General features: G+C 62.7%; 18 protein-coding genes and 3 pseudogenes. 11 read left to right on the top strand and 10 right to left on the bottom strand.

Features of this window, described 5'->3' with window-relative positions; translation table 11 throughout:
• Positions 1-35: 35 nt before the first annotated feature.
• Positions 36-509: a hypothetical protein gene (locus MKK62_RS06505; protein WP_240261831.1), complete on the bottom strand. Its 474-nt coding sequence runs from the start codon at positions 507-509 to the stop codon at positions 36-38.
• Between the two features lie 169 nt (positions 510-678).
• Between MKK62_RS06505 and MKK62_RS06510 the strand changes: the two genes are divergently transcribed.
• The 4 genes from MKK62_RS06510 to MKK62_RS06525 all read left to right on the top strand — a co-directional run bounded on the left by MKK62_RS06510 (position 679) and on the right by MKK62_RS06525 (position 5,274).
• The gene (locus MKK62_RS06510; RefSeq protein ID WP_240261830.1) at positions 679-894 is read left to right on the top strand and encodes a LuxR family transcriptional regulator; all 216 of its coding nucleotides are present in this window, start codon (positions 679-681) and stop codon (positions 892-894) included.
• A 2,705-nt stretch (positions 895-3,599) separates the two neighbouring features.
• Positions 3,600-4,424: an EspK C-terminal domain-containing protein gene (locus MKK62_RS06515; RefSeq protein WP_240261829.1), complete on the top strand. Its 825-nt coding sequence runs from the start codon at positions 3,600-3,602 to the stop codon at positions 4,422-4,424.
• Positions 4,425-4,453: 29 nt separating this feature from the next.
• A complete protein-coding gene (locus MKK62_RS06520; RefSeq protein WP_240261828.1) occupies positions 4,454-4,780 on the top strand; it encodes a hypothetical protein in 327 nt (108 codons plus the stop codon).
• Positions 4,771-5,274, top strand: a complete 504-nt coding sequence (locus tag MKK62_RS06525; RefSeq protein ID WP_240261827.1) for a hypothetical protein — start codon at positions 4,771-4,773, stop codon at positions 5,272-5,274. Before MKK62_RS06520 ends, MKK62_RS06525 begins: the two co-directional genes overlap by 10 nt.
• Positions 5,275-5,305: 31 nt before the next feature.
• Here MKK62_RS06525 and MKK62_RS06530 read toward each other — a convergent pair whose 3' ends face one another.
• Complete coding sequence (locus tag MKK62_RS06530; RefSeq protein ID WP_240261826.1) at positions 5,306-5,686, bottom strand: hypothetical protein; 381 nt, start codon at positions 5,684-5,686, stop codon at positions 5,306-5,308.
• 613 nt (positions 5,687-6,299) lie between these two features.
• On the opposite strand from MKK62_RS06530, the gene MKK62_RS06535 reads away from it, so the two are divergent.
• From MKK62_RS06535 to MKK62_RS06545, 3 genes and pseudogenes are all read left to right on the top strand, one after another.
• Positions 6,300-7,328, top strand: a complete 1,029-nt coding sequence (locus MKK62_RS06535) for a TIGR03617 family F420-dependent LLM class oxidoreductase (protein WP_240263794.1) — start codon at positions 6,300-6,302, stop codon at positions 7,326-7,328.
• A gap of 189 nt (positions 7,329-7,517) precedes the next feature.
• On the top strand, positions 7,518-8,786 hold the full coding sequence (locus MKK62_RS06540) for a PucR family transcriptional regulator (protein WP_240261825.1): 1,269 nt from the start codon (positions 7,518-7,520) through the stop codon (positions 8,784-8,786).
• A gap of 136 nt (positions 8,787-8,922) precedes the next feature.
• Positions 8,923-10,084, top strand: a pseudogene (locus tag MKK62_RS06545) (IS3 family transposase).
• 45 nt (positions 10,085-10,129) lie between these two features.
• On the opposite strand, the gene MKK62_RS06550 reads toward MKK62_RS06545, so the two are convergent.
• Together MKK62_RS06550 and MKK62_RS06555 are read right to left on the bottom strand one after the other, a co-directional pair.
• Positions 10,130-10,297, bottom strand: coding sequence for a hypothetical protein (locus MKK62_RS06550; RefSeq protein WP_240261824.1), 168 nt, complete (start codon positions 10,295-10,297; stop codon positions 10,130-10,132).
• Positions 10,297-11,161 (bottom strand): annotated as a pseudogene (locus MKK62_RS06555) (NmrA family NAD(P)-binding protein). The gene MKK62_RS06550 and the pseudogene MKK62_RS06555 overlap by 1 nt, the downstream one beginning before the upstream one ends.
• Before the next feature lie 83 nt (positions 11,162-11,244).
• Between MKK62_RS06555 and sigI the strand changes: the two are divergent.
• The 3 genes and pseudogenes from sigI to MKK62_RS06565 all read left to right on the top strand — a co-directional run bounded on the left by sigI (position 11,245) and on the right by MKK62_RS06565 (position 13,333).
• A pseudogene (sigI, locus tag MKK62_RS06560) lies at positions 11,245-12,146 on the top strand (RNA polymerase sigma factor SigI).
• Positions 12,147-12,481: 335 nt separating this feature from the next.
• Complete coding sequence (locus MKK62_RS26510; RefSeq protein ID WP_350355748.1) at positions 12,482-12,601, top strand: YdeI/OmpD-associated family protein; 120 nt, start codon at positions 12,482-12,484, stop codon at positions 12,599-12,601.
• Positions 12,602-12,661: 60 nt separating this feature from the next.
• A complete protein-coding gene (locus MKK62_RS06565) occupies positions 12,662-13,333 on the top strand; it encodes an NAD(P)-dependent oxidoreductase (protein ID WP_240261823.1) in 672 nt (223 codons plus the stop codon).
• A 538-nt stretch (positions 13,334-13,871) separates the two neighbouring features.
• Here MKK62_RS06565 and MKK62_RS06570 read toward each other — a convergent pair.
• From MKK62_RS06570 to MKK62_RS06595, 6 genes are all read right to left on the bottom strand, one after another.
• Positions 13,872-14,978, bottom strand: coding sequence for an NDMA-dependent alcohol dehydrogenase (locus MKK62_RS06570; RefSeq protein WP_240261822.1), 1,107 nt, complete (start codon positions 14,976-14,978; stop codon positions 13,872-13,874).
• A gap of 43 nt (positions 14,979-15,021) precedes the next feature.
• Positions 15,022-16,650 carry a long-chain fatty acid--CoA ligase gene (locus MKK62_RS06575; RefSeq protein WP_240261821.1) on the bottom strand — a complete coding sequence of 543 codons (1,629 nt, stop codon included), beginning with the start codon at positions 16,648-16,650 and terminating at the stop codon, positions 15,022-15,024.
• 36 nt (positions 16,651-16,686) lie between these two features.
• Positions 16,687-17,097 carry an SCP2 sterol-binding domain-containing protein gene (locus tag MKK62_RS06580; RefSeq protein ID WP_240263793.1) on the bottom strand — a complete coding sequence of 137 codons (411 nt, stop codon included), beginning with the start codon at positions 17,095-17,097 and terminating at the stop codon, positions 16,687-16,689.
• A gap of 695 nt (positions 17,098-17,792) precedes the next feature.
• Entirely contained in the window at positions 17,793-19,001 is a 1,209-nt protein-coding gene (locus MKK62_RS06585) for an NAD(P)/FAD-dependent oxidoreductase (RefSeq protein ID WP_240261820.1), read from the bottom strand.
• Positions 18,998-20,389 carry a cytochrome P450 gene (locus tag MKK62_RS06590; RefSeq protein ID WP_240261819.1) on the bottom strand — a complete coding sequence of 464 codons (1,392 nt, stop codon included), beginning with the start codon at positions 20,387-20,389 and terminating at the stop codon, positions 18,998-19,000. The genes MKK62_RS06585 and MKK62_RS06590 overlap by 4 nt, the downstream gene beginning before the upstream one ends.
• A gap of 21 nt (positions 20,390-20,410) precedes the next feature.
• Positions 20,411-20,731, bottom strand: coding sequence for a 2Fe-2S iron-sulfur cluster-binding protein (locus MKK62_RS06595; RefSeq protein WP_240261818.1), 321 nt, complete (start codon positions 20,729-20,731; stop codon positions 20,411-20,413).
• Between the two features lie 127 nt (positions 20,732-20,858).
• Between MKK62_RS06595 and MKK62_RS06600 the strand changes: the two genes are divergently transcribed.
• Positions 20,859-21,872, top strand: a complete 1,014-nt coding sequence (locus tag MKK62_RS06600; protein ID WP_240263792.1) for a helix-turn-helix domain-containing protein — start codon at positions 20,859-20,861, stop codon at positions 21,870-21,872.
• The last annotated feature ends 65 nt before the right edge of the window (positions 21,873-21,937 follow it).

Here is a 21,937-nt window from a genome sequence, read left to right on the forward strand (position 1 = left end):
CATCGGCCGTAGCAATATGCGAGTCCGGGAACGACTTAGCGGCGAGTTCCGCCGGCGCAGTGCGAGTTCCGTTCGAGGTGACGGCGTAAGGCCTCCAGCGACTCAGCATTAGTTTCGTCGTCCAGGAACCGGTCGAGAAGGTTCATCGTTTCCCGCGCTGGCGTCCATGCAGCGAGCAAGTCGGCGCTGCCGTTGGCGGCAACGGCGCGTTTCCTTCGAAGGATTTTCGCGACGGCGCGATTTCTGCGCCGCGCATATTCCGCTGCACGAAAGATATTTTCAGCGACGACGAATCTCAACATCGAGGGTGCTATGCGTTCATTTTGATTAGTCTGGAAGCGCGGCCACGAAGAGCTAGGCTTGACGGACCCAGCCTGGGTGATCGCTGAGGTATTGACGCACCTCGTCCCGAACTTCAGAGCGTCGGCGCGGTCCTCGATATGGTCAAGCATTCGCTCGCAGAGCGTCAGCAAGTGGGGCATATCAGAGGTGTAGGCGTTGTCGGTCATGCTGTCGAAAAGGATTCGATTGCAACATTGTTGAGCTGGGTAGCACGCATTAGTGATGGCCTCTCGTTCGACGTAAAGCCTCGTCAAGACAGTCTTGACACTATGGCCATGCCGCGGGGGTGTCAAGATGGCCTTGACCAAATGCGGTGCGAGATGTCGAGGTGTCGATATGGACGAGGACCAGGCCCTGGCCGAGTTGATCCGCGCGCACACCGACTTGCAGCGGCTCAACCAGCAGAGCGCCGACGCTCGGGAGCGACGTCGGAGTGCTGCTCGCCGATTGGTGTCAGCCGGACGCGGGCCGACATGGATTGCCGAACAATTGGGCGTGACGAAGCAGGCCGTAGATGGCTTCTTGAAATACGAAGAACGAAAAGGCCGCTGAGGGGCGCAGGCAACAGGTGTGCTGCGCGCGGTTGTGTTCCTTCCCTCGTAATGGCCGGGGTTGTGCGGTGTGGGGGCTGCGGTCAAGGCTCGGGCATCGCCCGACCGCGCAGCGGCGTGGCCTTGAGGGTAGCCCCCACACCGTTGAACACCATGTCGGCCGAGGGAAGGGGTGCGGCTTCGGTGAGCGATTGAGATCAATTGCGAAACCGACATGGTCGACCTCGCGGCGGCTCGCGCTCACGCGCATACCGGCGGGCGATGAAAGCCTTGCGTGCGGCGGTTGGAGAGATCGCGGGAACACTGCGTGTCGGACCGCCGACCGCATACTGCGCGTTAGTGTTAGCGGTCCAACAGATGAGCGAAATCGCTTGTCGCAGAGCGATTCAAAATTCACCGCCGCGCGGGCGATAGTCGGCATTCTTTGCGGTGGTCGCGCTCGCAGGTGGTAAAGGAATCTATCCGCGTTAGCTGTTTAGCATGGACATCCGATCCCCAAAAAAACAGCGGGGAATCGGTCTGTTTCGCCGTTTAATCTGGACGAATGGACCCGAGGCTCTCCCACTTTCCTCAAGAATGGCCAGCGGCGCCTCGGAAGCGCGCCATCTTCTCGTGGGTTGCGGCTGCCGCGTTGATAGTGGCAGCGGCGGCGCTCGTGACATCAGTCGCTGGCCTTACGCGTCGAGGCGCTGACGCGCTGGCAGTATCACCAGCACCGGCCTCGTCTGCAGCTAAGACATCCGCTCCGGAACACATCGAAGCCGCGGATCGCGAGTTGTGCTCGGATATCGCGCCGTTGATGGCTGAAGACGATCGTGTCTCGAATACGTGGCGGGCGACTGGCGATCCGGGAACTCCGAAGAGGGACGAGGCTCTATCGAAATACCGCTCCGATACGGAGGATTGGGCAGAACGAATCCAAAAGGTGCTTGGCAATCATGAGAATGCCGATCCGTTTCTGCAGAGGACGTTGCAGCGATTTATCGACGATCGAATCCTATACGTCCGCAACGCGCGCCCAGGGCCAGCAGAGAGTTATGACGACGAGATCTGGGCCGACAGCCTGGCTGCATACGGTGGTCCACTCTCGACATGCGCCGGACTGGGAGTGAAGTGGTAGCCCGGGTAGCGCTGGCGGGCATGCCGGCGCGCGAGTTTTCTCGCTTGATCGTGGGCGCAGCGTGGCCTCAAACCGACCCTGGTGACTGGCAAAGTGCCGCAGATGCCCAGTACGCGAAGGGCTCTCAGCTAGCGCACGCGAGCGATCACCTGAAAGACGAAGCCAAAAGAGTGGCTGGGGATCAGTCGGGGAAAGCGATTGATGGGTATGTCGAGCGGCTCCTCACGGAGTCAGCCAAAAAATCTTTGGAGGCCGACAAGCGTTTCGCGATCTCACGGGCTATCGGGGAAATCTCGAGGGTGTACTACGGGGTGCGTGAGGATCTAGACAAGATCGACCATGATGCTCACCAGAAGATTGACGAAATCCGGCAGTCGGCAAAGACATTCGCGAACCAGCTAGCGATGTGGCAGGCCATCGAGACTGCGGTGAGCGCCGCCGCGGCGATAGCTAAGCAGAAAGACGCCGAAGCGGCTGCCGCGATTACCAGGCACGGTGAGCAGATCGGTCTCGGTGCCGGTCCGGGCGAAGCTAGCGGGCTCGACCTAGATCCGAGCCAGGTCGACGGCGGCGGGGGACTCGGGGGCCGGCCAGGCCCTGGCGGTATGCCGCAAGCGAAGCCAGGCATCGGTCCGATACCCGACAATCCGGCGCTTCAGGACGGCGAGGGCATCAAAAGTCACCGTGGCGATGGGCTTAAGGCGGATCACGATGGCAATGGCACCGGCATCAACACCGACGGGAACCTCAGTGACAGCGCGACTGGCCCCAAGGGTTCACCGGCCCCCCGGGACAAGCGTGGTCGAGACCTGTTGCCCGACCAGGGGTTCGGACCATCGCTGCCGACGTCCTCCGGTGGAGGAGGCGGCGGCAGCAGCTCTCCATTCAGCCCTAGCAGTAGCGGCTTATCTGGGTTGAAGATGCCGGATACGTCAGCATCGACGGGTTTAGGAGGTGTCCCCTCGGGCCTTTCGCCAGCGGCAGGCCTATCGCCCGGGGGTGCTGGCATGGCTCCTCCGCAGGCAGTTCCGGGCGCGTCGTCGGGTTTCTCGCAAGGGTTCGGCGCGGGTTTAGGTGGTGCGCCTCCACCGCCGCTGGTTCCGCCGATCAATTCGACTCCGCCGGCGACGAGTGCGGCCCCTACGGTTGCTGTTTCGGCGATTGCTCCTTCGACGTCGTCGGCGGCCGGGACGCAGTTCGCGGCTACGGCGACGGCCCCGCCCGTCGGTGCTGGTGCCGGTGCGGCTGTCGGTTCGATGTCAATCGGCCCGTTACCGCCGTTCGGTTCCGACGTTCGTTCAGCATCACCCGGCGCTGGGCCTCCGCTCGGCGGGGGCGCAGTAACCCCGGCGTCGGGCTCTGCTCCGACCGTCTCCATGAGTACTGATCGAGGCGGTTCGCCTGCAGCACCTGTTGCATTCCCGCCGGGCGTTGTCGGAGCGGGTGTGGGGGCGGGGACCGGCGCTGCGACTGAAGCCATTCGGTCGGCTGAGCCAGATCCATTGCTAGAGAGTGCTTCTGGCCTGGTCTACCAGCTTATGCACGCCTCACGGGTACACGGAATCTTCCTCGATTGGTGCGTGGGTATGTTCCGCACCCGCTTCGGTATTCGCGCCGTGATCGTCAATAACGAAGGCGCTGGGTGCATTCCGCGGGGCGTGTTTGTGCCGCGTGATGCACGGATGTTGTTCGCGGATCCTGGGTTACCTCCGGAATTTCGCGCACGTTGGTTCAGCTGGGCGAACCCAGCTGACACGATGCTCGCCTTTGCGCGATGGGCGGGCGACGGCGCCGACCTGTGGTCGCTCGCTGTCTCGACTGCGAATGGCGGTTCAGCGGTTCCGGCGCTCTCAGCCGGTGTTCCGCACGCTGAAGATTGCCCAAATAGCGCGTCGAAGATCCCCGCCGACGCACCGGTGATGATTCTCGACGGCGATCATCAGCATCGGCTTGAGACCATTGATCCGCGACTGTATGCACGAATGACCGGGCGTGAAGGGCGAAGGCCCGATCAATCAGAAGCCCTCCGAACAACCAAGGAAGCAGCGCACGCAGCGCTGAGTCGAGCAGGCGCGCTCCCGGACCTCTTGGTGCCGTTCGCGATCCGCGACGTGCTCGGCCTGATCAGCAGACCGTATCGGGTGTCCTCTGAACAGTGGGCGGAGCTACGCAACGCCGGCCTCCAGATGACGGGCTCCTCTGCTGGGCTCCGGCCGGGCCTGGTTCTCGACGATGATCCAGCATCGCCGCATGTCCTGGCCTTCCACGGTCTAGCACGACTGGTTGAGCTTCTACTGCTATGGGACCTCGGCAATGACGCGGACGGGCCAGCTATGAGATACCCCGAGATCGCTTATTTGGCAAGACAAATACTCGATTCTCCTCAGTCATTAGTCAGTGCGCAGACATAAGAATTGGAACGAGATGAAAGGCGTCGGGTATGCCCGCGGAGTCGATCAAGATTTGCCCGCCCGAGCTGTTGGCTTCGGCGGATGCTTCAGCGAAGATTCTGGATGAAGCGGCGGCGCCTACGGTGGGCGGAACACCCGGCTTGTCTAAAGGCGTCGCCGCGTCCGACGTGGCTGGTGCAGCGGTAGCAGCGGGCATTGGCCTTCTGGAGCAGGGTTTTTCAGCCGCAGCGGCCCCGGTCGGCGAGGATGTGGAATCGACGACTCAGGTTGGCGTAGCACGGCTGGAATCGCAGGACGAGGCGAACGCGGATGAGCTGCGGGACCTCGGGGAGCAGGGACCGAGGCAGTGGCGGTAGGCGCCCCGACTCTGGAGCAGCTAGTAGAAGCTGCGGAGCACACCATCTCCGCAGCAGCGGCCGCGATCGTGTGGGCTGGCGGCGCCAGCGGCGGCGTGTTCGAGCACGTGGCGGCCGCTGATCCGTGGCTGATGGCCCGCACCCGCCTTGCCTACAATGGGTTCGTAGGCGATGAACCGTATCCAAGCAAGGTTCACCGGCGCCTCGAACAGGCCTACTTGACTGCTACTGAGATCTTTGAGGTGGCCGCGCTGCCTTGTACCGTGGCGCACCCGTGGACCTCCCGGGTCAACCGCGCGTTCCTATCCTTCGGCGCCACCCGCAAGTCGATCTCGCCATCGGATAACGGCCCCCATGCCACTCGCACCCTGATCGAGTCAGCGTTTCACGCCTGCCGGAAGTGGGCCCTCGACCCAATGGACATTGGCGGGACGCTGTCCTGGGCTGAGAATGCGCAAGTACAGGCGGACCGGCTTTGGCGTTCGAATAGCTGAAGGGTGCGGGTCGTAGGGCCTTCTTGTCCGGTTAGGTCGCTGGGCTCCCGCGCACGCACCATCCAACATTGTGCTGCTCGCTCACCGCGAAATCGCGCAGCAAGTGAGGTTCTGAAACCTCATTGACCGTGGGGAATACGGGCGGTTGCCGCCTCTGAATAGCTGCCGGCAATGGCGTCCACCGCACCAAAGGATCCCCGCCTCGCGCCTCCGTTCCGTTTCGCAACGCTTGCGACAAGTCCGGCCGCAATGCCCAACCGCCCGTGGCCGGATCGTCGGTGCCGTAGAACGCGCGAAATATGCGGGGCAACCGCGTTACCAGGTGCGGCGGAAGCCGGCCGCCCGGGTCTACAAGCAGCGCGATCTTTACTGTCTCGGGCAGAAGGTTGAACCAGTAGAGGTCGTCGGTCACTGGCCGACGGTACCGACCGAGTTTGGCATCGATCTGAGCGGTGGCGCTGGATCCACACCTTGATAGTGGTTCCGCGACGCTTTCGAACTAGCTGTTGACTTCCTCAGCTTTATCGCCAGTCGGGGTGCCTCGAAGGAGAGGAGATGTTGCCCATTGCAACTCTGTCACTGTGACGGTTGATTGCATCGGCGGCACGGCGCGTGAGGCTGGACCGCCGAGGCACGGTAAGTCAGCCACGAAGGCATCAGCTCTTTCGCTGGACGTTAGAACGGATTCCCAAGAATGATCCGCATCGGCTACTCGCAGTGTAAGACAGAGTGATTCGTGGCGGCATCATGGGCAACCTTCGCCGTTCATAAACAATTGGCTTTACGGCCCGACGGCTACGCGTTGGCTTTACCCACTCAACGATTCAGTGAACGACTCACAGGCGGTGTCGCCGTGCGGCTCAAGCGGTTGCACCATATCGACTTTGAAATGCTCGCCTGGTGGACGATGCCGGAGATTGTTGCACGTGCAACGTAACCCGCGCTCGCTCTCATGATGGCGCCGCGCACGGCTTGGTCACGTCTGTTGAGGTGTAGGGTCCGTTTTGGGAGGCGGGCGCGCGATGATTCATGTTGATGCGATGGCGATTCCCCGGCCGCTGGGTCAGGTTGGTGACCTGGCAGCGCGAACGCAGGCTGCCGGGTTTTCGGGGCTGTTGTTCACCGAGACCGGGCGCACGGCATACCTCAACGCAGCGGTGGCCTCCCAGGCGGCTCCGGGATTGCAGTTGTCGACCGGTGTCGCGGTCGCGTTTCCTCGGAGTCCCTTTGTGACGGCGGCCGCCGCGTGGGAGCTGCAGGAGGCCTCGGGTGGGCAGTTCCGGTTGGGTTTGGGTACGCAGGTGCGCACGCATGTGGTCCGGCGCTACGGCGTTGATTTCGAGCGGCCGGGTCCGCGGCTGAGGGATTACGTGCTGGCGGTGAAGGCGTGCTTTTCGGCATTTCGTTCTGGGACGCTGGATCATCGCGGCGAGTTTTATAGCCTGAATTTCATTACGCCGCAATGGAGTCCGGGACCGATTGGTCCGCCTGATCCTAAGGTCGACATCGCTGCGGTGAATCCGTGGATGTTGCGGATGGCGGGTGAGGTGGCCGACGGCGTTCATGTCCATCCGATTGGTGAGCCTGGGTATCTTGCGCGCCACGTTGCGCCGAATGTGACCGAGGGTGCGCGAAAAGCGGGGCGCCCGCCTGCGGACGTCGCGATCATTGTTCCGGTGATGACGATTGTCGGGGATAGCGATGAAGAGCGCGCTAATGAACGCGAGCTCGTCCGGGTGAGTATGAGCTTTTACGGCAGCACCCCGAACTATGCGTTCATCTGGGACGAGGCCGGTTTTGAGGGCACGACCGCCCGTATTCGTGAAAAGCAGAAGGCCGGCGATTTCAGCGGGATGGCGGCCCAAGTCAGCGATGAGCATGTCGCGACGTTCGCCACCGAGGCGACGTGGGACACGTTGGCCGACAAGCTCATTGACAAGTACGGCGGAACGGCGACTCGCCTTGTCTTCTACAACGCGGGTGGCGACCCAGAGCGCCTTGAACGGTACGGGGAGGTCGCCCGCCAAGTCGCCGCCCGATCCGCCGCTAGTTGACACGTTATTCGCCACGGGGCGGTCGGGCGCAGGTGTGGCGTCGTCATGCCGTCGCGCAGCGCGATGCGTAAAGCCGTCGCGGAAAGCGTGGAAGAGTTGTCGCCGCGCAGAGCCCTCTTTGGTTCGAATGGTGGGGTGGTTGCGGGATTTGAGCCGCGCCGTCGGGTCACCGAGCTAGGGTTGTGTCGCATGACTCAGGGCAGTCACGACGACGCGGCGGCGGCCGCTGCAGCGATCATTACGCACTTGGGTGATGGGCTCGGCGATCTGGTCGGCGGTGTTCAGCAGATGCTGCTGGAGCAGGTCCCAGATTTGGATGGTGACGCTCAAGTGATGGCGTTGCTGCGCGACACCATCGAGACCAATATCGAGGCTGTGTTCTCCGCGATTCGGCACGGCATTGCGCTGGGGCACGTCGAGCCGCCGACGGCGGCACTGGAGCACGGGCGGCGAATGGCGCAGCGCGGGGTATCGGTCAACGCCGTCATGCGCGGCTACCGGCTCGGCCATAAGGCGGTGCTCGATGTCGTGCTGGCCCAGGTGCGATGTGCTGGCCTTGAGGCGCAGCTGGCGTTTGATGTGTTCGGTCAGGTCGCCGACATGTCTTTTGGCTACATCGACTCCATTTCCGAACAGGTGGTGGCCGCCTATCAGGACGAACGAGATCGTTGGCTGGAAAACCAGAACAGTTTGCGCGCGGTGCGGGTTCGCGAAGTGCTCGACGGAGCCGACGTCGACGTGGACGTGCTGACGGAGGCGATCCGGTATCCGCTGAGCAGAATTCATCTCGCGGTGACCGCGTGGTACGTCCAGCCCGCAGACGGCCAGGAGCTGGTGGCTATGGAGAAGTTCATACAACAGTTGGCGGTCGCGGTCGGCGCCCACGAGAGTCCCTTGTTCATTCCGGTTGACCGGCTGATGGGCTGGGCCTGGATTCCCCTGGACGCGGACATCGCTGGGTCGTGCGTGCAACGGGCCCGCGCATTTGCGCGGATGTTCGAGCAGGCGCCGTGGGTGGCCGTCGGTGATCCCGTACACGGGGTTGAAGGCTTCAGGCTTTCTCATCTGCAAGCCCAAGATGCTCGGGCGGTGGCGCTCACGGTGGGTCATGCCGTGCCGCGGTTTGTTGCGGCCAGCGACCCGGGGTTGTCGATGGCCGCCCTGCTCGGCGGCAACATCGATGCCGCCAGCGCGTGGGTGGCCAAGGTCCTCGGGCCGCTGGCTTGTCACTCCGACAATGACGAGCGCCTGCGGGAGACGTTGCGGGTGTTCTTGCGCTGCGGCGCCAGTTTCAAGGCGGCCGCTGACGAGCTTCACCTGCATCACAATTCAGTGAAGTACCGCGTCGCACGTGCTGTCGAGCGGCGCGGTCGCCCAATCGATGACGATCGTCTCGATGTCGAGGTGGCCTTGCTGGTCTGCGGATGGTTCGGCGCTACAGTGCTGCGCCCACTGTGACGCCGTAGCGAGCCGGCAACTTGGCGCGGCGGCGCGGATGCATGTTGACCTTCGTGACATCACCGTTGGGTCTGCTGCACGATCAGGTGACACCGAGCTCGCTTGCCCGGATTGGGTGGGCTGAGAGGATGTCACTATGGCACGGCCGTATTCCCAGGAGTTCCGCGACGATGTCGTGCGGGTCGCCCGTAGTCGTGAGAACGGGGTGACACTCGAGCAGATCGCCGCCGATTTCGGGGTGCATCCGGTCACGCTGTCGAACTGGATGCGCCACGCCGACGTCGATGACGGGGCCAAGCCGGGCACGACGACGAGCGAGTCGTCAGAACTGCGGGAGGCTCGCCGACGGATCAAGCTGCTGGAGTAGGAGAACGAGGTGCTGCGCCGTGCCGCGGCGTATTTGTCGCAATCGAATCTGCTGGGAAAAGGATTTACCCGCTCGTGAAAGAGCTCGCCGCCAACGGGATTCCCGTCGCGGTGACGTGCTGGGTCCTCAAGCTCGCCCGCCGGCCCTACTGCCGCTGACCGATCCGGTCACCGACGCCAAATACGTTGCTGCACATCGGGCCAACGCATGGTTCGACGCCCACGCCGACGATCCGGAGTTCGGCTACTGCTTCCTGGTCAAGGAGGCCCGCGACGCCGGGCATCCGATGGCCGAGCGCACTGCGTGGCGGATCTGCTCGGGTAACGGCTGGTGGAGTGCGTTCGGAAAGAAGCGCGGCAAGAACGGTCGGCCCGGTCCGCTCGTTCACGATGATCTGGTCGGGCGCCGTTTCACGACCGAGGCACCAAATCGGCTGTGGCTGGCCGACATCACCGAGCATCGCACCGGCGAAGGCAAGCTCTATCTCTGCGCGATCAAAGACGTATTCTCCAACCGGATCGTGGGGTATTCGATCGACTCGCGGATAAAGTCACGACTGGACACCCACGCTTTGGCCAGCGCGGTCGCCCGCCGCGGCGAGGTCGCCGGCTGCATCCTCCACACCGACAGAGGCAGCCAATTTCGAACTCGGCGATTCGTCCACGCACTGGGCCGCCACGACATGGTCGGATCCATGGGCCGAGTCGGCGCTGCCGGCGACGACGCCGCCATGGAGAGCTTCTCCAGCCTGCTGCAAAAGAACGTCTTGAACCGCCGCCGCTACGACACCCGCGAACAGCTCCGCATCGCGATCGTCACCTGGATCGAACGCACCTACCACCGCCACCGGCGACAAATCGCTCTCGGACGATTGACCCCCATCGAATACGAACTATCCTTGGCTAACGACACCCTCACCGCCGTCAGTTAGCCACCGCCACTGCAACCCAACAGGTAGGGCAGGTCAAACTGTCACCTATTCGAGCAGCAGACCCACGTGATCGCCGAAGCCGAGCACGTCGAAGGCTTCGGCGACCATCGGGTAGTGATTAGCAAGGTCCGCTACCTTGCCACGCTCGTATCCGAGTTGCGACAGGCGCTCGTTAGCATCGCCCATTTCGCCGGCATAGGCTGCGTTCGACATCAGTGCCTTTCGTGCCCGCGCCGGGCCGGCTCATATTCATCTGCGCAAACCAAAATGTCGCTATGAACGCTGACCCCGTCGGCGAACGAAGCTGCGGGACGGCCCAGTACCTTCTCGACATCGTGGGTGACCCTGGCAGGTCCGCTGCGTGTGGTGGCCAGCATCGCAATATAGGCCTCGGCGAACCCTGCGGGAAATCCCATCTCAATGAACCGTTCTGCGAACATCGACGTGGAACTCCTTGGTAACGCAGATCGCGGCCGAGCGCCTGGCCGAGCACATCGATCAGTTCTGCGTTGGTGAAAGACTGGGGACCCGTCATCGCGACACGCTGTCCGAGGAGGTTGCGTCGAGAAATGCGCGAGCCGCCACCGCAGCGACATCGGCGTCGACGATCGGGGCCAGCGAGGCGTCGGCGTGCGGGCCGAAAACGACGCTGCCGCCTTGAGTTTGGGGCGACCACATGCCGAAAAAGTTCGATGCGAAAACACTTGGCGCAGACTCACCCATGCGAGCCCTGAGCCGGACGCGAGCACGTCGGCTTCCCAATTGCGATCCCCCGTAAACGGGAAGGTTGTAGCTCGCCGGGATCGTCGGCGTTAACCGCCGACAGCGCGACGATGCGCTGCACGCCCGACCTATCCACGAACGGCGCCATGCTCTCGCCGAGAGCGCGCGAATTCACGAACACTGCCGTGGCATGGCGCAATCCGTCTGTTGGTGAGGTGACTATAAGGACGGCGGCAGGCAGGCTGGCGGCGGCGGGATCTCGGGTCACCGCAGTGACCTCGGCGTCGGCATCCACAAGGTGATCGATGAGGGGACGACCGACGTTGCCTGTTGCTCGGTGATGAGAATTGTCATGCTTATTAAGACGAAACACCGGCTGATGAAAGTGACAGGGCCCCGCGTGTCACTTTTTGGCCGTCCATATCGTCCTAACAGCTATGGAGAACGAGTCGATCAACGAGGCATGGCGGGCTCACCGGCCCTACCTCGTCAACGTCGCCTATCAGATCGTCGGTGACGTCGGCAACGCCGAGGACCTCGTGCAGGAGGCGTTCGTACGGCTCCTGGGCGCGACCCGCGACGGCATCCGTGATGAGCGCGGTTGGCTGACGGTGGTCACCGGACGACTGTGTCTGGATTTCCTGGGGTCGGCACGCACTCGGCGTGAATCCTCTTGCACTGACGCCGATTTCGACCGTGGGGCCCTCTTGTACGGCCAGCCGAGCCTCGACCCCGCCGACCGGCTGACCCTCGACGACGCCGTGGGCCGAGCGCTCACCGAGGTCCTCAACCGGCTAAGCCCCGGCGAACGCGTCGCGTTCATCCTTCACGACGTGTTCGGTGTCCCCTTCGACACGATCGGCGAGATGACCGGGCGCACACCGGCCGGCTGTCGGCAATTGGCCCGCCGAGCCCGGACGCACCTAACCCACGCTAACTTGGACGACGCGACCGACAGCGATTCGGCGCGCCGCGACGTCATCGAACGCTTCATCACCGCCTGTGCCGGGGGCAACTTACAGGCCCTGGCCGCCGTCTTGGACCCCGCCGTCTGGGGGGTCGGGACGGTCGTCGCCGACCCGCCACTACCCCAACAGATCAACCATGGCCCCCACGATGTCGCCGCCAACCTCATGCTCCACCTGGGATCTAATGCAACCCTAGTTAGCACCCCCGGCCTACACCCTCGTCTACTGGCGTTTGCTGACCGACGACTCTTCGCCGTCATAGTCGTGACGATCCGCGACGGCGCATCCAGACGATCGAGGCTACCGCCGACCCGACCGCCCGTGTCCCACGATCGTCGACAACCCCGGTGGGCGGAATATCCGAAGACTGAGGAGTTCTCGGTGGCTGACGTGACGTTTTCGACTACGCCTGAGCAGACTGGCAACAACACCGGCATCCACGTGCCGCCCTACATCTTGGCCATCCTCGGAGGTAGGAAATGACAAGCCGTCGCGGTCACCGTCAACGGCTACCAGTATCAGTCGACAGTCGCCTCGATGGGCGACACGTACCTGGTCCCATTCAGCTCCGCACATGGAAAGCAGGCCGGCATCAACAGCGGCGACGCGATCGAGGTGAACTCGTCGCAGCCGATGCGCCGCGCACGGTGGAGGTGCCCGACGATCTCCGCACCGCCCTCGACGGCTCGGCGAACGCGACAGCGAAGTGGGGTTCGCTTGCCTACAGCCGTCGCAAAGGGAATTCGTCCGTTCCGTCGAGGACGCGAAGAAACCCGAAACACGCGCACGGCGCATCGCCGCCGTGATCGACACACTCAGCGGCTGACCGATGCCGTTGCGTGCGGAAACGTCTGCGCATTAACACCGATTTAGAAAGCGAGCAGGTATGAAACTCGTCATCCTCGGCGCCACCGGCGGCGTCGGGCAGCACCTTGTCACCACCGCAACCGGGCGCGGTGACGAAGTCCTCGTCGTCGCCCGCGACAAGAGCAGCCTTCCCGGCAACTGGGCGTGCCCCGTTGCCGAAATCGACCTGTCGAAGGCGACCGCAAGCTCTGTTGAGTCCGCGCTTGCCGGTGTTGACGCCGTCCTGTCGGCTCTCGGCGCCCGAGGTGCCGCGGACCACGGCATTTTGGAGGCCGCCGCTACCACGGTGCTGGCGGCCATGCGCGACACCGGCGTCCGCCGCTACATCGGCGTCAGCGCGGCACCGGTGGCGACGACGCCCTCCCCGGGGCGACCGGCGCCGCCACGCCACGATCCCGGCGACGACCTGCTCACCCGCTCGGTCATGATGCCGATCGTCAAACGCGTGTTCGCGGCTGTCTATGCCGACTCGGCCTTGATGGAAGACGCGGTACGCGCCAGCGACCGCGACTGGACGATTATGCGTCCGGCACGGCTCACCAACAAGCGCCCCACCGGCCAGTACCGCACGGCCGTCGACCAGAACGTGCGCGGCGGCCGCAGCATTGGCCGCACCGATCTCGCCCATTACATGCTCGACAGCGTCAACGACACGAATACATTTGCGCACAGCATCGGCATCGCATACTGACATGACGGTGCCCTGAAACCACGTCGCGCTGACTCGCCTCCCAGCACACGACTGGAATTGTCAGAATCACCGTTGTGACAGGCGATCAAATCGTGAAGTTCGCCAATGCCCGCCCCGACCATTTTCGGTCGGCCCCTGTCGACCTCTTCGGTCACAAGAGCCCATCCCGCGTCTGGGTCGTCGGTCGACGGACCTTGCGCAGATTCGGGTCAAGGATGAAAGCTGTTCAGGCAGACGACAACTTTTCACACGTCCGTCAAAGCTCGCCGAGCCCACCGAATCGAGTTCTCTGAACACCACCCATCAGCCGCGAGATCGGCGAAAGACCAATCGAGCGCAGGACTGACCTCGCGATGACTGCCGCGATTCGATTAGCGGCGGTCCGTCCCACCCAGCGCGACGATGGACCGCCGACCGCATCGAAAGCCGATTGCTCAGACACAAAACAGCGTCGGGAAGCAATGGCGGCACCGCAAACCAATGCGCGGTGACGCGTTGCCGCTGTGTCGCGTGGCGATTTGCTCATGGTGGTGCTGGTTCAGTACCGGATGAGTCCTCGAATGTTGCGACCCGATCGCATATCGTCGTAACCCTCGTTGATCTGATCTAAGGTGTACTCCCGTGTAATAAGTTCATCGAGCTTGAGGGATCCAGCGTTGTAGAGTTCGACCAACCGCGGGACGTCGTGGGCGGCATTCGACGAACCGTACAGCGCACCGCGGATCTGCTTTTCATAGAGCGTCAGTTCCAGCAGCGAACCCGACATCGAGGCCTCCTCGGGATGGCCGATCGCCGTCACGACCACCCGGCCACGCTTACCCACTAGCGACAGCGCCTCAGCAATGTAGGACCCCTCGGCGACGTCGGTGGTCAACACGCAGACGTCGGCGAGCTTGCCGCGGGTGAGGTCACTGACCAAGGCCCAGGCCTCGTCAATAGTGGCAACCGCGTGCGTAGCGCCGAAGCTGCCGGCTTTATCACGCTTGAGCTCAACCGGGTCGACCGCAACGATGGTCAACGCGCCAGCGATTCGGGCACCTTGAATTGCATTCATTCCGATACCACCGGCGCCGACCACGACGACGGTGTCCCCGGCACGCACCTCACCGGTGCGCACTGCAGAACCGTAGCCCGTCGTGACGCCACAACCGATCAACGCCGCCTTGTCCAACGGTGTGCCCTGATCGATCTTGACCACCGATGCCTTCGGCACAACGGAGTACTCGGAGAACGTTCCCAACAGGCACATCTGACCGATGTCCTCGCCCCGGGCATGGAAACGGTAGGTTCCATCTATCTGCGGTCCCATCATCAGCGCCGCGCCCAAGTCGCACAGATTGCCCATCCCCCGCGCGCAATAGGAACAGTGCCCACACGACGGCAGGAACGTCAGGATGACCGAATCCCCCTCGGCGAGGTCATCGACTCCAGCACCCAGCTCAACTATCGTCCCCGCCCCTTCGTGACCACCCACGACCGGAAGCGGGAATGGCAGGTCACCGGTCACGAGGTGCTCATCGGAATGGCACAAACCACTCGCGGTCAAGCGAACCAACACCTCATCGGGGCCGGGAGGATCCAACTCGACCTCCTCGACCTCCCACTTCTCACCCAAACCCCACAGCACAGCAGCGCGTGTCTTCATGTACGTATCCTCCAGGTTGATGTCATGATCGTGGTCTGACGATTCACGTCAACATCTGGACGGCGAGATCACCGTCGGCGTGCTGGCGTCGCAGCCTCTTCTTGTCGAATTTGCCAGTAGAAGTCAACGGGATGTCGGCGACGAACGCCCACCGTTCCGGCAACCACCACCTGGCCACCCGCGGTCGCAGGAATTCCGACAACTCCGCTGCGGTCACGGTGCAGTCGGCATGCAAGACCACCACCGCCAGCGGCCGTTCCTGCCACTTGTCGTCGGGCACCCCGATCACCGAGGCGAGCCGAACCGCATCGTGAGCGGCCAACTCGTTCTCCAACTCCACCGAGGAAATCCATTCCCCCCCGGACTTGATCACGTCCTTGGAGCGATCGGTCAAGGTAATAAAACCTTCGGCGCTGATCGCCCCGACGTCCCCGGTTTGCAACCACCCGTCCGGCGACACCGCCGGGCCGTCGTGCTCGAAATACGACCCCGTGATCCACGGCCCCCGAACCTGAATCTCCCCCACCGAGGTCCCATCCCAGGGCTGCTCGACACCGGCATCATCGACGATGCGGGTCTGCACGCCCGCCACCACCCTGCCCTGAGTTCCCCGTAGATGAAGGGTCTTCTCCGGGGAATCTGAACTCCGCGATAGAGCGACTGCGGCCAGCGGGGAGGTCTCCGTCATCCCCCACGCCTGCACGATCCGGACACCCAACTCGTCGTAGGCAGTCATCAGCGATCGCGGGACCGCCGAACCACCGCACGCCACCATCTTCAAGGAACTGATGTCGTGACCAGGATTGTCACGCAGATAATGCAGAACGTCGGTCCAAATTGTCGGCACCGCCCCAGCCATCGTTGGCCGTGCGGCCTCGATCATTTCCACCAGCGGCGCAGCCTGAAGAAAACGATCCGGCAGCAGTAGCTCCGCACCTGCCATCATCGCCGCGTAGGGCAACCCCCACGCATTGGCGTGGAACATCGGCACGATCGCCAACACCGTGTCGTCATGGCCGATGCCCAACGCATTCGCCGTGCACGCCGCCTGCGAGTGCAACCATGTCGAACGATGACTGTAGACAACGCCTTTCGGGTGTCCCGTGGTACCGCTGGTGTAGCACATGGCCGCAGCCGACGTCTCCTCGACAATCGGCCAATCGAACGTGCTCGGCTGGCCCGCCACCACCTCGTCGTACCGAAGGACGTCCTTGCCGCACCCCTCGACCGCAGAAAGATCCCCCGACCCAGTCACCAACACTGTGCGCACAGACGACATCGACGGCAATGCCGTCGCCAACAACGGAAGCACCGTGTCATCGGCAATGATCACCCGATCACTAGCATGGTTGGCGATCCAAGTCAGTTGCTCAGCCGGCAACCTCAAATTCAACGTGTGCAATACTGCGCCCATGGACGGCACCGCCGCATAGCAATCTAGATGCTCCTGATTGCTCCACTGCAACGTCGCGACCCGCTCGTCACCTCGAACACCGAGCACTCGCAACGCATTCGCCAATCGCGCCGCCCGTTCCCCCACCTCGCGGTATGACACGCGGGAGATCCGACCGGCCCCTTGCGCGGTCAGCACATCACGATCACCGTTAATCACCACGGCATGAGACACGATCCCAGCGACCGTCAATGCGACGTCCTGCATCGTGCTCTTCATCGCACCCCCGTCCCAGGGCCGATGCTCAGGCGACGGTCACGCATCGATGAGGTCCTGCCGATCCTGAGTCTGCAGCATCGACCGGTACTCGGGAAACAGACTCTTTGCTTGGGGAATCAACTTGATCAACTTCGGCACCGGCCCCTTCGCCCGCACCGTCCCCTTCGCCATCGCCATCGTCAGGTTCACCTTCCCCAACCAGAATTTGTTCCCGGTATCGGCCGACATGAACAGCTCCACGTTGGGCACGGCAGCGCTGTCGGCCCCTGTCTCAACCACTCGGTTGGGCATGTCCACCGTCACCACCGCATCCGGGTCGGTGTAATGCACCCGCAACACCACGCCAGAACCCGCCAGCTTGTCGCCCAACCCCTCCTTCTGTAAGCCCAGCCGAAAGATCCCGCCCATGAAGGCGTAAACCTCGTCGTCGTCCTTGAAAACCGCCATCATCGACCTCCACCTTGTAGTAGCTACCAAGAAATTCCGAACGGCTGATCAGGCCCTAATTGTGACATTCACCGCGCGGTTTGTGAATGGGTAGTCACTTTCGACTCTCGATGCTCGTCCCCCCGACCGAGGGTCTGACGCCATTAGCCATTCCCATTGCGACTCGGATCGTCGCCGACCCCAGATCGCGTGGGAATAGCCAGGTAAAGGGGTAATCGCTCGGCGACCCATTCCGGGTGACAAATACACCGAAAGGTCTTCGCCGTCCTGATCCTCGACGCACCCAGCCTTAAGCTGCTCGCTCAGTGCGGCCGAGACATGGCGAACCATTCCAGCCGCCAGTGACGCGGTTTCCGTGATCGCTAGCACTATGACATGCCCGCCATCAAGCCCTCGCCCACGCTGACGCAGAAGCGCCATCAAAGTCACCCGAGAACGGTGTCCCGCTGGCTGGAACATGAAAGCGCAGGCTGGTAACAGTAAGCGCAACTGCACCGCCTACCAACTCAAGGTGTCGCTTCACGAGTCCTGTTCCCAGAGTGGCGACGACGCTTGATTCCATCCTTTACCCACCATTGGATGAAGAGCACCATTCACAACCAACAAGATCCGTTCTTGCTCGACCTCCTTCGCCCGCAAGGTCGCCTTGACAGCAAACGTGATCATCCGCTGCACCGGGACGCCTGACGGCTCCGTCATACCTTGGCGGAGCCGGCGAGCACGAGCTCGGCTCGGTCGATAGGGATCTGCTGCGTGATCGCGCGCTTGCTGAACATAAAGTCACGGGGGCGGTTGACACAGTCAGCGGCAACGAGCTCTCCGGCGCGGAGATAGAAGCAGGTGAAATCGCGATCTCTCGACGGATCGCCGCTGAGCACGACTTCGTCGTATCCGGTGTTGAGGCCCGCGATCTGGAGTTTGAGGTCGTACTGATCCGACCAGAACCAGGGAAGCGCCGCGATCTTCTTCGACTTCCCGCATAAGGTTGCGGCGGCGACCTTGGCCTGCTCGCAAGCACTCGCCACCGACTCCAGGCGGATACGACGGCCGTAGCGGGCCATGTTGTGGCTGGCGCAATCTCCGGCGGCCATGATGTCAGGGTCGGTTGTCTGAGTCTGGTCGTCGATCACGACACCGTTGTCGACAGCGAGACCGGCGGCGCCAGCGAGTTCGACGTTCGGCTCCACACCGATGCCGACGATGACGAGGTCCGCTTGAATCGTCTCCCCGCCGGCGAGGATTACTTCGCGCACGCTGCCGTCCCCGGAGAACCCCTCGACCATCGCACCCGTCCGAATGTCGACTTTCTCCTCCCGGTGGATCCGGTCGAAGAACGCCGATACGTCTGGGGCGGTGACCCGTTCGAGAACCCGCTCCGCCGCCTCGAGCACGGTGACCTCCAGACCCAGGGCACGCAGTGAAGCCGCAGTCTCGAGACCGATGTAGCCGCCTCCGACGATTACGGCTCGGCGCCCAGGGCTGGTGGCCTCGCGGATGAGGTCGACGTCTGCGGCGGTCCGCAAGTAGTACACCCCGTCCAGATCGGCCCCCGGGGTTGAGAGCCGGCGAGGGCGGGCGCCAGTGCACAGCGCGAGCTTGTCGTAGCGCAGTGAGTCTCCGATGCTCAGTGCCACACGACCAGCTGAGCGGTCGATCGCTTCCACCGTCGCGTCGACCAATTCGATGCTCTGCTTGGCGTAGAAGTCGGCCTTGCGGATCGCTAGATCACCGGGCGCGCACTTGTCCGCCAAGTAAGCCTTCGACAGCGGGGGGCGTTGGTAGGGCAGGGCCGACTCGTTGCCGATGAGAATGATTTCGCCGGTCCACCCCTCCTGTCGCAGGCTCGCCACAAGCTGAGCCCCGGCATGGCTAGCCCCAACGATGACCGCCCGCTCCGGCGTCACGTGTCGGATTTCGGCGTGAGGCGGACCATCATCTTGCTGATGCCCCTCACGAAGTTGGATTGCACATATTCGGGTTCACCGACGACCTGAATGTCATCGAAGCGGGTCAGCAGCTCTTCCCACAGAATCCGCAACTGCAACTCGGCCAGGCGGTTGCCCATGCAACGGTGCACACCGAAGCCGAAGGAGATGTGGTTGCGAGCGTTGGCCCGGTCGATGATCAGATCATCGGGCCGATCGAAGACCCGTTCGTCGCGGTTCCCCGAGGCGTACCACATCACCAGCTTGTCGCCCTTGCGGATGAATTGCCCGTTCAAGACTGTGTCGGCCTTGGCGATCCGACGCATGTAGGCCAGTGGGGTTTGCCACCGGATGACCTCCGAGACCATGTTGGGAATTAGGTCGGGATTCGACTTCAACTTCTCGAACTGGTCGGGGAACTGGTTCAGGGCGAGCACGCCACCGCTCATCGAGTTCCGTGTCGTGTCGTTACCACCGACGATCAGCAATACCAGGTTGCCCAGGAACTCCAACGGCCGCCGACTGAGCAGATCCTTCGTGCTCTCGTTGCTCTGCAGCATGGTGATCAAGTCGAAGCCAGGTTCCTCCCCGGCCGCCGTCCGAGCGGCCTTGTCGTGCCAGAGCGCAGTCAGGCCCCGCGCCATGTCGCGCACACCCTCAAACACCTCGTCATTGTCCGAGGGCCCGCCGTTTGCTTGCTCCATCGACGTTGCGGTATCCGACCAGTAGACGAGCTTTCGGCGCTGCTCGTAGGGGAAGTCCAACAGCGTCGCAAGCATCCGAGCAGTCAATTCGACCGAGACGGTGTGCACCCAGTCGAACGGCTCATTCACCGGCAGGCTGTCCAGCACCTCCTGTACGCGCGAGCGGATCAGTCCCTCCATCTCACGCAGATTCTTCGGCGCGACCACCCCTTGGACGGCCGCCCGCTGCCTGTCATGTTCCGGCGGATCCATCGCGATGAACATCGCCAGATCCAAGAAGCGAGGCGGCCTCCCGATAATGATGAACGGCTCGGCGGAGAACAACCCGTGGTTCTTGTCGACCGCCACGATGTCGGCATGCCGAGTCACGGACCAGAACGGACCGAACGGACTGGTGGGCTGAAAGTGAATCGGAGCTTCGTTGCGCAAACGCTCGAAATACGACTGCCAGCGTCCCTGGCGGTAGAGGAATGGATTGCTCATGTCGATGTCGAGCAGATTAACGTCCTCCACCGGCGGTATGGGGGCCTCGGTGAAGATCTTCTGACCGTTGGTCCGGGTCACCCAACGCCGAGCCTTATCGTACATATGAGCGGATTGGATTTGCCGGTCGATTGGGACGGTCGACTGCACCTTGTCGGCGATTGCTCGGGAGATACTCATGGGTTGACCTTCACTCTCTGATCACATCTGGAATTCGGGCGTCCGGACGATCAAGCCGTCCCACTCCTCGGAAACCGGCATCTGGCAGGACAACCGAGAGGTCGGCTGACGCTCAGGACTCATTGCCAGCATTTCCTCTTCAGCTGGGCCGGACAGACCCACTTGTTCCGACCACTGCGGATCGACGACTACGTGGCAGGTGCCACACGCGGCCTCACCGCCGCAGTCGCCATCGATGCCGGGTATTGCATTATTCGTGGCGACCTGCATCAGTGACTGGCCCTCTTCGAGAGGTGCCTCGTGCTTATCGCCGTCGTGCGAGACAAACGTGACGACTGCCATAGTTAACTCCTGATACGTTGTCCGCAGAGTGTTCCACGTCACTACAACTATGATCGGGAAAACGCTTAGAGGCTATGCAATTTCGAGTCAAAAACTTGTGAATTCGGCTCAGGAAGGTCGGAGGCAATTGCGCGTCGATGATGCGGGTGTACCTCCAGTCGCGTTTGTGCAACTGCTTAAGAGCAATGCCCTCGACTTGCCCGCCGTGGAGCGCCTTCGCCGCGTTATGACGCGTGAAGAAGTAGACGTCTCGACGTTGGTCAAGCATGGCGTCCAGGCTCCACTGCGGTGGTTTCGAGAGGTCTACCCCGGCCTCGACGTAAACCAGGCAACTCTGCTCGGTGTCGCGTTCGCCGGCCAGGCGCAGTTGACGTCCTTCGGCCCGTTGAGCTTTCCACTGGTCAGCGCAGGATCGGTGGCCGAAATCATGAAACTGCTCGAATTTCTACCTTTGATTACTACCGCCGTCAGTCCACACTTTTGTGCAAGTGACCGAGGCCTCACCGTAGGGTTCACCGGCCACACGAGCGATTCGGCGCTAGACTGCTTGGCCGTCACCTACTGCGGGTCGGTGTTGCTACGGCTGCTGGACATGCTCGTCGACGACGCGCGGACCATCACGCTTCACATCGGTTGGCCGGCGCCCGTCGTCATGACCGAGCACGAGGACAACCTGTGGCTAGCCGGACGCCTATTGTTCGACGCTCCAATGTCCTACCTCCACGTTCCCGCGGACACTCTCAGCGAGGTGTGCCGGTTTTCGGATCCCGTCGCCTACCGCCTCGCCGTCTCCGAGCTCACGCGAGATCTCGACCAGCGCAGCGGGACCACGTCGTATTCCGCCAAGGTGAGACAGCTTCTAGAAGAGGATCCGAGCCGGCGCAGTAGCCAGTCGGTCTCCGACGAGCTCTCCGTGTCGACGAGCACGCTCAAGCGGCGCCTCGCCGAAGAGGGGACCACATTTCGCGAGTTGCGCGAGTCATGCCTGCGTGAGAACGCCGTGTTGCTACTGCTCACACGATCGATGTCGGCGAGTCAAATAGCCACGGAGCTCGGATACGGCGATCCGACCAACTTCTCGCACGCCTTCAAACGATGGACCGGCCTCTCCCCCAGGCAGTTTCGACTAGCGCGCCGCTGAGCAATTCCAGCGACTCCCTAGGCACCCAAATCGCGGTCGCTCGGTCGGACCGTCGAGTAAACGTA

The sequence above is a fragment of the Mycobacterium paraterrae genome, assembly GCF_022430545.2.
Classification (GTDB): domain Bacteria; phylum Actinomycetota; class Actinomycetes; order Mycobacteriales; family Mycobacteriaceae; genus Mycobacterium; species Mycobacterium paraterrae.